This is a genomic window from Mesorhizobium sp. M7A.F.Ca.MR.362.00.0.0, from assembly GCF_004023175.1.
In the GTDB taxonomy this organism is placed as follows: domain Bacteria; phylum Pseudomonadota; class Alphaproteobacteria; order Rhizobiales; family Rhizobiaceae; genus Mesorhizobium.
Map to the genome: position 1 here is coordinate 41,731 of NZ_RZTF01000011.1, position 8,470 is coordinate 50,200.

Here is an 8,470-nt window from a genome sequence, read left to right on the forward strand (position 1 = left end):
GATTTCTCCTCCGGGCGGATAATACCAATAAAATACCAATAGCCAAGGGTTAATTTCCGTTTCAAAAAGGTTAAGCCGTACTTTATTGAGAAATCTACGTATTTTGTCGACTCAACGATTTCCGACCGACGAATTCGTTAATGCGTGTGGACAAGTGGTATTTTTTTGGTATTGTTCTGGTATTGGAGGAACCGGGATGGCCGAAACGCGCACCGAAGCGCTTCACAAAAATGCCGAGGGGCTGGATATCCAGGCCCCGGACACCGTCCTTTCCTATTTGGCCGATGCGCAGATCGAAGCCGCCAAGGTCGTGCGCCATGCCATTCCATCCATCGCCAGGGCTGCCGAGATCATTGCCGTCAGGCTGCAGAGCGGCGGCAAGCTCGCCTACGCCGCTGCCGGCAGCTCAGGCCTGATGGCGCTGGCCGATGCGCTGGAGCTGCCGGGCACCTTCGGCATTCACCGCGACCGCATCGCTATCCTGATCGCCGGCGGCGACGACGCTTTCCGCACGCTCGCCGGAGGGCCGGAAGACGATACCGAGGAGGCTGCGGCAGCGGTCGCCGGGGCCGGCCTCGGCAAGGGCGACTGCCTGATCGCCATTTCCGCCAGCGGCACGACGCCCTATGCCGTGCGGGCCATCGAGGAGGCTGCCCGCCGCGGCGCTGCCACCATCGGCATCGCCAACAACAGGGACTCTGCGCTGCTGCGCCAGGCACAAACCGCCATCCTGCTCGAAACGCCGCCGGAACTGATCGCCGGCTCCACGCGCATGGGCGCCGGCACCGCCCAGAAGATCGCGCTCAACATGCTGTCGACGCTGACCGCCATCCATCTCGGCCATGTGCATGACGGCTACATGGTCAATCTCATGGCCGACAACATCAAGCTGCGCGACCGCGCGGCGCGCATCGTCGCCGCCGTCAGCGGGCGCGGCACGGACGAAGCGGCCCGCCTGCTCGAGAAGAGCGGCGGCGCGGTCAAGACCGCCATTCTGCTCGCCGCCGGCGCCGACAGCACTGACGCGGCGCAGAAGATACTGGAAGAGGCCGGCCAGAAGCTGCGGCCGGCCCTTTCCGCGCTGGGGCATGATCCCGAAAAGTGGAAGCCGCTTTTCGGAAAAGATCATGCTCGAACAGAGAAATAGAGCCTGGTTCATCCCGATTTTCATCGGGGTGAAACAGGCTTGCGAGGGGAGCAAAGGGCGCGCTGCCTCCGTTCTCATCAAAACCGAACCTGAAAAAGGTCAACAGGGAGACTGAGCATGACAACGAAACTACTGACGGCACTGCTTTTGGGCACCAGCATTCTCGGCTCGGCCGGGGTTGCCTATGCCGAAGACGTAACGCTCAACATCGAAAGTTGGCGCGGCGACGACCTTGCCATCTGGAAGGACAAGCTGATCCCGGCTTTCGAAGCCAAGAACCCAGGCATCAAGGTGGTGTTCGCGCCGTCGGCCCCGACCGAATATGACGCAGCGCTCGGCGCCAAGCTCGCCGCCGGCTCGGCGGGCGACCTGATCACCTGCCGCCCGTTCGACAAGTCGCTCGAGCTGTTCAAGAAGGGCAACCTCGCCGATCTCTCGGCGCTGCCCGGCATGGAGAACTTCTCACCGGTGGCCAAGTCCGCCTGGCAGACCGACGACGGCAAGGCGAGCTTCTGCGTGCCGATGGCCTCGGTCATCCACGGCTTCATCTACAACAAGGACGCCTTCGACAAGCTCGGCATCAAGGTGCCGGAGACCCGCGACGAGTTCTTCGCTGCGCTCGACAAGATCAAGGCCGACGGCACCTACATCCCGATGGCGATGGGGACCAAGGATCTCTGGGAAGCCGCGACCATGGGCTACCAGAACATCGGCCCGAACTACTGGAAGGGCGAGGACGGCCGCGCGGCGCTGATCAAGGGCGAGCAAAAGCTCACCGACAAGGATTGGGTCGCGCCGTATGAGGAACTGGCCAAGTGGAAGCCTTATCTCGGCGACGGCTTCGAGGCGCAGACCTATCCGGACAGCCAGAACCTGTTCACGCTCGGCCGCGCCGCTATCTACCCGGCCGGCTCATGGGAAATCGGCCTGTTCAACACCCAGGCGCAGTTCAAGATGGGCGCCTTCCCGCCGCCGGTCGAGAAGGCCGGCGACACCTGCTATATATCAGACCATACCGATATCGGCATGGGCCTGAATGCGGCGTCGAAGAACGCCGATGCAGCCAAGACCTTCCTGTCCTGGGTCGCCTCGCCCGACTTCGCCACCATCTACGCCAACGCGCTGCCGGGCTTCTTCAGCCTGAACTCCTCGCCGGTGAAGATGGAAGACCTGCTGGCGCAGGAATTCGTCTCCTGGCGCGGCAAGTGCAAGTCGACCATCCGCTCGACGTATCAGATCCTGTCGCGCGGCACGCCCAACCTCGAGAACGAGACCTGGGTTGAATCGGCCAACGTCATCAACGGCACCGATACGCCGGAAGCCGCGGCCAAGAAGCTGCAGACCGGTCTCGACAGCTGGTACAAGCCGGCCAAGTAGAACTCAGGCAACGGAACCGGCCGGGCGCAGGCCTGGCCGGTTCCGGACTACCTCATTCAAAGTGCGCTTATTCAGATAGCGATTGTCGGCACTGCCTCCCGGCCTTACCCTCTCATCGGGGAAGGCTAGCTGATCAGTCGCAGGCCTTTGTTCTTGCCGCATCGGGCAGGAATGTTCGGGCCGTGCATCGAGGCATCATCTAGATCGATACCCTTTGGAACCGAGAGACGGCGGGGACCGAACTCATGGCCGCAGATATCAGACCGAAAAGACCGTTCCGCTGGCACATCGGCATCTTCCTGGCGCCGGCCGTGCTCGTCTACACGGCGATCATGATCCTGCCGCTCGCCGGCACGCTGCAGCTGTCGCTGTTCCGCAACATCGAGCAGCACCAGGTCTTCGTCGGGCTGGAAAACTTCCGCACGCTGTTCGGCGATCCCAACTGGTCGGTGGGTTTCTGGAACGCGCTGAGGAACAATGTCTGGTTCTTCATCATCCACATGATCGTGCAGAACCCGATCGGCGTCATGCTGGCCGCGCTTCTGTCCAGCCCGAAACTCAGATTCGCGGCTTTCTACCGCACGGCGATCTTCGTGCCGACCATCCTGTCCTTCGTCATCGTCGGTTTTGCCTGGAAGCTGATCCTGTCACCGTTGTGGGGCGTGGCGCCGCATCTCATGGATATCGTCGGCCTGAAAAGCCTGTTCACGCCGTGGCTCGGCAAGGAGCAATATGCACTGACCGCACTCAGCCTGATCTCGGTGTGGCAGTTCGTCGGCATCCCGATGATGCTGATCTATGCCGCACTGCTGTCGATCCCCGAAGAGGTGATCGAGGCCGCTGAATGCGACGGCATTACCGGCCTGTCGCAGTTCTGGAAGATCAAGCTGCCGCTGATCCTGCCGTCGATAGGCATCATCTCGATCCTCACCTTCGTCGGCAATTTCAACGCCTTCGACCTGATCTACACCGCGCAAGGCGCGCTCGCCGGGCCGAACTATTCGACCGACATTTTAGGCACCTTCCTCTACCGCGCCTTCTTCGGCTTCCAGCTGCAGACCGGCGACCCCAATATGGGCGCGGCGATCGCCACGATGATGTTCCTGATCATCCTCGGCGGCGTCTGCGTCTATCTCTTCCTCGTGCAGACGCGCCTGCGTCGCTACCAGTTCTGAGGGAGCCGAGAGATGAGCACCGCCACCCGTTCCGTGCCCCGCACCATCGGCGCCCACGCGATCCTTTTGACCTACACGGTGATCGCGCTGTTTCCGGTGATCCTCGTCATCATGAACTCGTTCAAGTCCCGCGCCGGCATCTTCGGCGCGCCGCTGACGCCGCCGACGCCAAAAACCTTCGACTTGATCGGCTACACGACCGTCATCGGCCAGGGCGACTTCATCCACTATTTCCAGAACAGCCTCGTCGTCACCGTCGCCTCGCTGTTCTTCGTACTCCTGTTCGGCGCCATGGCGGCGTTCGCCCTGTCGGAATACCGCTTCCGCGGCAACTCGCTGATGGGGCTCTACCTGGCGCTCGGCATCATGATCCCGATCCGGCTGGGCACCGTCGCCATCCTGCAACTGATGGTGGCGAGCGGGCTGGTCAACACGCTGACGGCGCTGATCCTGGTCTACACCGCGCAAGGCCTGCCGCTTGCCGTGTTCATCCTGTCGGAGTTCATGAAGCAGGTCTCCGACGATCTAAAGAATGCCGGCCGCATCGACGGTCTGTCCGAATACACCATCTTCTTCCGGCTGGTGCTGCCGCTGGTCAGGCCCTCGATGGCGACCGTCGCCGTTTTCACCATGATCCCGATCTGGAACGATCTGTGGTTCCCGCTGATCCTGGCGCCGTCGGAAGAAACCAAGACGGTGACGCTCGGCGCCCAGCTGTTCCTCGGCCAGTTCGTCACCAACTGGAACGCCATCCTGGCAGCCCTGTCGCTGGCGATCATGCCGGTGCTGATCCTCTACGTCATCTTCTCGCGGCAGCTGATCCGCGGCATCACCTCCGGAGCGGTCAAGTGAACTCTGAAACACCCCTCCGCGTCGTCGTTGCCGGCCTCGGCAATATGGGTCGCAGCCATGCGCTGGCCTACCATACCAATCCAGGTTTCCAGATCGCGGCGCTGATCAATCGCTCCGACGTGCCGCTGTCGGACGGGCTGTCGGGTTACGGCATCAGGCGCTCCTTCGATGAGGCATTGCGCGAGGAAAAGCCCGATGTCGCCTGCATCGCCACCTATTCCGACAGCCATGCCGACTATGCGGTGAGGGCGTTCGAGGCCGGCTGCCATGTCTTCGTCGAAAAGCCGCTGGCAACGACGGTGGCCGACGCCAGGCGCGTCGTCGCGGCGGCGAAGGCCAATGGCAGGAAGCTGGTGATTGGCTACATCCTGCGCCATCACCCGTCCTGGATCAGGCTGATCGCCGAAGCCCGCAAGCTAGGCGGCCCCTACGTCTTTCGCATGAACCTCAACCAGCAATCCTCAGGCCACACCTGGGAGACGCACAAGCAGTTGATGCAGACGACGTCGCCGATCGTCGACTGCGGCGTGCACTATCTCGACGTCATGCTGCAGATCACCGATGCGAAGCCGATCGAGGTGCGTGGCATGGGCGTGCGGCTGTCCGACGAGGTGGCGCAGTCGATGTACAATTACGGCCATTTGCAGGTGCTGTTCGACGACGGCTCGGTCGGCTGGTACGAAGCCGGCTGGGGTCCGATGATTTCGGAAACGGCGTTCTTCGTGAAGGACGTCATCTCGCCCAATGGCTGCGTGTCGATCGTCATGAAGGAAGGTGTGAAGTCCGATGACATCGACACCCACACCAAGACCTCGACCATCCGCCTGCACAGTGCGGCGACCGGCGCGGACGGCAAGTTTCTCAAGGCCGACGAGATGCTGTCGATGGAGGGCGAACCCGGCCATCAGGATCTCTGCGACCTCGAACAGGCCTTCGTGCTGAAGGCGATCCGCGAGGATCTCGATCTCACCAAACATATGGACGACGCGGTCAAATCGCTCGCCGTCTGCCTTGCAGCCGACGAGAGCGTGCGCAGTGGCACCGCCGTCAAACTCTAGAACAGGGACGAAGCCGTGGGCTCGCTGAACATCGAGAACGTGAAGAAGGCCTTTGGGCCGGTCGAGGTGCTGAAGGGCATCAACCTCGAGGTGAATGATGGCGAGTTCGTCGTTTTCGTCGGGCCGTCCGGCTGCGGCAAGTCGACCTTGCTCAGGGTCATTGCCGGGCTGGAGGACTCGACCTCGGGCCGCGTCGTCATCGATGGCGCGGATGTCTCGGCCACGCCGCCGGCCAAGCGCGGCATCGCCATGGTGTTCCAGACCTATGCGCTCTATCCGCATCTGACGGTAAAGAACAATATGGGCCTTGGCCTCAAGCAGGCCGGCACGCCCGCCCCGGAGATCGAGCGGCGCATCGGCATCGCCTCGTCGATGCTGTCGCTGGAGCCCTATCTCGAAAGGCGGCCGGCCGAACTCTCCGGCGGCCAGCGCCAGCGTGTCGCCATCGGCCGCGCCGTGGTGCGCGAACCCAAGCTCTTTCTCTTCGACGAGCCGCTTTCGAATCTCGATGCAGCACTGCGCGTCAACACGCGGCTGGAGATCGCGCAGCTGCATCGCCGGCTGAAGGCGACGATGATCTACGTCACCCACGACCAGGTCGAGGCGATGACGTTGGCCGACAAGATCGTGGTGCTCAACGCAGGGAAAATCGAGCAGATCGGTGGCCCGATGGAGCTCTACAATTCGCCGGCAAATGAGTTCGTCGCCGGCTTCATCGGCTCACCAAAGATGAATTTCGTCGACGGCGCCAGGCTCGGCGAAACCGCCAAGACCATCGGCGTGCGGCCGGAACATTTGACCGTCGATCCGAAATCCGGCGCCTGGAAGGGTACGGTGGTGCACGCCGAGCATCTCGGCGCCGACACCAACCTCTATCTCGACTGCGAGAAGGCGGGACTGATCACCGTGCGGATTTTTGGTGTTTATGATGCCGAGCCGGGTGCCACGCTGTATGCGACGCCGGATCCGGCGAAGACCTATCGGTTTGGCGCTGATGGGAAGACGATCAAGTAATATTTGACGTCGGCGCTCATTGCCCTGCCGGGCATTTCTCCCCGTATAGTGACGGGGAGAAAGGTACTGGCGCGACGCCGGCGCCTTCTTTGCAGCGTTGGCGATTGGCGAAAGCAGCAGTCACAGCGTCCTTCTCCCCGTTCACGGGGAGAAGATGGCGGCAGCCAGATGAGGGGCGGCGCAGACCTGTCGAGCGACAGGCTTATACGTCCGCCTTGAACGTCTGCTTCTGCTGGCCCAGGCCCTCGATTCCCAGCTCCACCACATCGCCGGCCTTCAAGAACACCGGCGGCTTCATGCCCAGCCCGACGCCGGGCGGCGTGCCGGTGGAGATGATGTCGCCGGGGTGCAGCGACATGAACTGGCTGAGATAGGAAACCAGATACTTGACGCCATAGACCATGGTCTTGGTCGAGCCGTTCTGCATCGTCTTGCCGTTGACCGTCAGCCACATTCTGAGGTTCTGCGGATCGGCCACTTCGTCCTTGGTTACCAGCCATGGGCCGGTCGGGCCGAACGTGTCGCAGCTCTTGCCCTTGGTCCACTGGCCCTGCCGCTCGGCCTGGAAGGCGCGCTCGGAGACGTCGTGGGCAACGCTGTAGCCGGCGACATAGTCGAGCGCATCGGCCTCGCTGACATACTTGGCGGTTTTGCCGATGATTACGGCCAGTTCGACTTCCCAGTCTGTCTTCTCCGAGCCGCGGGGGATCAGCACGTCGTCATCCGGCCCGACAATGGCCGAGCTTGCCTTCATGAAGATGATCGGCTCCGGCGGCACGGTGGCGCCGGTTTCGGCGGCATGGTCGGAATAGTTGAGGCCGATGCAGATGAACTTGCCGGTGCCGGCAACGCAGGCGCCGAGGCGCGGGCTGCCGGAAACGGCTGGCAGCGACTTCGGATCGAGCTTGGCGAGTGCCGCCAGCGATGCGGGGTCGAGCGTCTTGCCGCCGATATCGGTGACGTGAGCGGAGAGATCACGGATCGTTCCATCCGCATCGAGCAGGCCGGGACGTTCGCTTCCCACCTCGCCATAGCGCAGCAGTTTCATCTAAATCCTTCTCCTGATTGCGGCCTCGTGGCCTTTTGCAAACTTTCCGCCAAGGCGATTGCGCCTTCAAGGAACCGGCGGACCGTACCCATCGACCTGACTACGGACAAGCGCGATCGCCATGCAAGATAGCCGGCGCGCGGGATTTTCAGACTCTTCGATCCCCTGTCAAACGCCGGGAAAGGGCCAGATCGTCCGGCTCGGCAAGATTTCCGCAGTCAGATCGACCAGCCGCCATCGATATTGTAGGCCTGCCCTGACGTATAGGTGGCGCCGGCCAGATAGACGGCGAGATCCGCGATCTCCTCCGGCGTGCCGAGCCGGCCCATCGGCTGGCGGGCGATGAAGGCTGCGCGGGCGGCATCGTAGTCGCCTTGCGCGTGCATGCGGTCCTGCAGCGACGGGCTCTCGACCGTGCCGGGGCAGATGGCGTTGCAGCGTATACCCTTGCCGACATAGTCGGCGGCGATCGCCTTGGTCAGGCCGATGACGGCGGCCTTGGTCAGGCCATAGACGAAGCGGTTGGGCACGCCCTTGGTTGAACTGGCCAGCGAGGCCATGTTGATGATCGATCCGTCGCCGCGTTCCAGCATGCCGGGCAGCACGGCCCGGCTGGTGCGGATCATGGCGCGAACATTGAGATCCAGCGCGAAATCGAGATCGGCTTCCTTCATCTCGAGGATCGAGCCGGAATGGACGAAACCGGCGCAATTGAACAGCACGTCGACGACGCCGATCTCGGCAAAGGCGGCGTTGACGGCTTCATCGTTGAGTACGTCCAGCTTGCGGGTCTTGATCC

The 8,470-nt window shown here is 62.5% G+C and carries 8 protein-coding genes; 6 read left to right on the top strand and 2 right to left on the bottom strand.

The features are described 5' to 3' along the window. Positions 1–196: 196 nt before the first annotated feature. From EOC06_RS03205 to EOC06_RS03230, 6 genes are all read left to right on the top strand, one after another. Positions 197–1,147 (top strand): N-acetylmuramic acid 6-phosphate etherase, encoded by a 951-nt coding sequence (locus EOC06_RS03205; RefSeq protein WP_128307067.1) that lies wholly within the window; start codon positions 197–199, stop codon positions 1,145–1,147. Positions 1,148–1,264: 117 nt separating this feature from the next. Continuing rightward, a complete protein-coding gene (locus EOC06_RS03210) occupies positions 1,265–2,524 on the top strand; it encodes an ABC transporter substrate-binding protein (protein WP_128307068.1) in 1,260 nt (419 codons plus the stop codon). A gap of 245 nt (positions 2,525–2,769) precedes the next feature. Further along, positions 2,770–3,699 carry a carbohydrate ABC transporter permease gene (locus tag EOC06_RS03215; RefSeq protein WP_128307069.1) on the top strand — a complete coding sequence of 310 codons (930 nt, stop codon included), beginning with the start codon at positions 2,770–2,772 and terminating at the stop codon, positions 3,697–3,699. 12 nt (positions 3,700–3,711) lie between these two features. Continuing rightward, positions 3,712–4,551 carry a carbohydrate ABC transporter permease gene (locus EOC06_RS03220; RefSeq protein ID WP_127265686.1) on the top strand — a complete coding sequence of 280 codons (840 nt, stop codon included), beginning with the start codon at positions 3,712–3,714 and terminating at the stop codon, positions 4,549–4,551. Continuing rightward, positions 4,548–5,609, top strand: coding sequence for a Gfo/Idh/MocA family protein (locus EOC06_RS03225; protein ID WP_128307070.1), 1,062 nt, complete (start codon positions 4,548–4,550; stop codon positions 5,607–5,609). Before EOC06_RS03220 ends, EOC06_RS03225 begins: the two co-directional genes overlap by 4 nt. A gap of 15 nt (positions 5,610–5,624) precedes the next feature. Then, positions 5,625–6,623, top strand: a complete 999-nt coding sequence (locus EOC06_RS03230; protein ID WP_128307071.1) for an ABC transporter ATP-binding protein — start codon at positions 5,625–5,627, stop codon at positions 6,621–6,623. A gap of 202 nt (positions 6,624–6,825) precedes the next feature. Here the strand turns inward: EOC06_RS03230 and EOC06_RS03235 are convergent, their stop codons facing one another. Both EOC06_RS03235 and EOC06_RS03240 read right to left on the bottom strand, forming a co-directional pair. Beyond that, positions 6,826–7,671: a fumarylacetoacetate hydrolase family protein gene (locus tag EOC06_RS03235; protein ID WP_128307072.1), complete on the bottom strand. Its 846-nt coding sequence runs from the start codon at positions 7,669–7,671 to the stop codon at positions 6,826–6,828. A gap of 218 nt (positions 7,672–7,889) precedes the next feature. Further along, a partial coding sequence (locus tag EOC06_RS03240) for an SDR family oxidoreductase (RefSeq protein WP_128307073.1) occupies positions 7,890–8,470 on the bottom strand: 581 nt, incomplete at its 5' end.